The 1470-nt window shown below is 61.4% G+C and carries 1 protein-coding gene; it reads right to left on the bottom strand.

The annotated features are described in order from the left end of the window. Positions 1-124: 124 nt before the first annotated feature. Positions 125-1194, bottom strand: a protein-coding gene (locus ACFFNA_RS22505) for an IS630 family transposase (RefSeq protein WP_378921754.1) whose coding sequence is annotated in 2 segments (ribosomal slippage) — positions 125-708 and positions 708-1194 — 1071 coding nt in all. Because the reading frame shifts where the segments join, the coding sequence is not laid out codon by codon here. Between the last annotated feature and the right edge of the window lie 276 nt (positions 1195-1470).

Genomic DNA, 1470 nt, shown 5'->3' on the forward strand with positions numbered 1-1470 from the left:
AGCGGATGGTCAAAAAGCAGCAGATGCGCAGGTCCTCCTACGGGGCCCACATGCTCATGCAAGTCCGGACGGCGGAGATCAATTGCGAACTTCGCGATCGGCTGGGCTTGAATAATACCAAGAGTCATGGAGTTTGACCGACATGAGCCCATTCTCGCATTCCGATCGATGTGATTGTTTCGGGAGCGGCGAGTAGCTTGTGCCAGGCATCGCATGCGGCGTCGATAATGGCATCGTAGCTTTCGAAGACGCGGTTTGAGAGCCAGTTCTGCCGCATGTACTGCCAGACATTCTCGACCGGGTTCAATTCGGGCGCACGCGAGGGCAGGAAGATCGGCGTGATGTTGCGCGGCATGTTGAGGTTGGCGGTGGTGTGCCATCCGGCGCGATCCATGATGAGCACGGCATGCGCGCCCTTTTCGACATGGCGGCTGATCTCGTCGATATGGAGTTGCATGGCCTCAGTGTCGGCAAACGGCAGCGCGAGAGCTGCCCCGGTGCCCCGCGCCGGGCAGATGGCGCCGAACAGATATGCGCTCTTGTATCGCTGGTCGGCTGGCTGTCGCGGCCGCGTGCCGCGCCTGGCCCACTGCCTTGTGATGCCGTTCTTCTGACCTATCCTGGCTTCATCCTGGAACCAGAGTTCCACCTTCGTACGCGGCGGCAGGTCGCAAAGATGCGCCTTCAGCGTGCGCTGCCAGTTTTTTTGAACTCTTCGATGATATGGGCGTCCTGCGCCGGGTGGTGCGGCCGGGCGCTCATATGCGAGAAGCCGAGCTTGTGCAGCAGCTTCCCGACATAGCGGGTATCGTAATCGATGCCGAAACGCTCCTTGATGACGCGCTTTAGGTCGATGCGCCGCCAGCGCACGACGCCGTCGACGGCGCGATCCGGCCCCCTCTCCACGATTGCCGCCAGTTCAGCATTCTGTTCAGGCGACAGCCGGCACGGCGGGCCCGACGACCAGTGGTCGACAAGGCCATCGGGGCCGGTCGCGTTGAACCGGTGCACCCAGTCCCGCAGCGTCTGGCGGTCCATGCCGCCAATCCGCCCCGCGTCTGCCCGGCTCATGCCGTCCAGTACCGCAGCGATCGACAATAGCCGGCTGCTCTGCCGCACATCCTTCGACCCACGCGCGAGGCGGCGCAGTTCCGTCGCCGAATAGTCCGTTCGTAACTTCACCGCTGATCCCATGGCCGAATCTCCTTCGGCAACACGGAATCACGGTTGGGCGACGCTCCAAAATCACGAAAGAGTCAGCACCCGAGACCGTTGGTATAATGGGCGCACGTTTGGCTCTGGCTGTCGGAAGGGTGCCCGCAGTATCCCCAGAGAAATTACCGGTCTCATTTTCTGGAGAAGTCGCCGCAATCTCACATTTAAGATGCTATGGGGCTGGCGGCGAAGGTGGCACTTTCGGCGCTTCCAACCAACCCGATGGAGAGCCCCATGCCGCAATCAAACGATCTG

Source organism: Mesorhizobium kowhaii, assembly GCF_042431665.1.
Taxonomy (GTDB): domain Bacteria; phylum Pseudomonadota; class Alphaproteobacteria; order Rhizobiales; family Rhizobiaceae; genus Mesorhizobium; species Mesorhizobium kowhaii.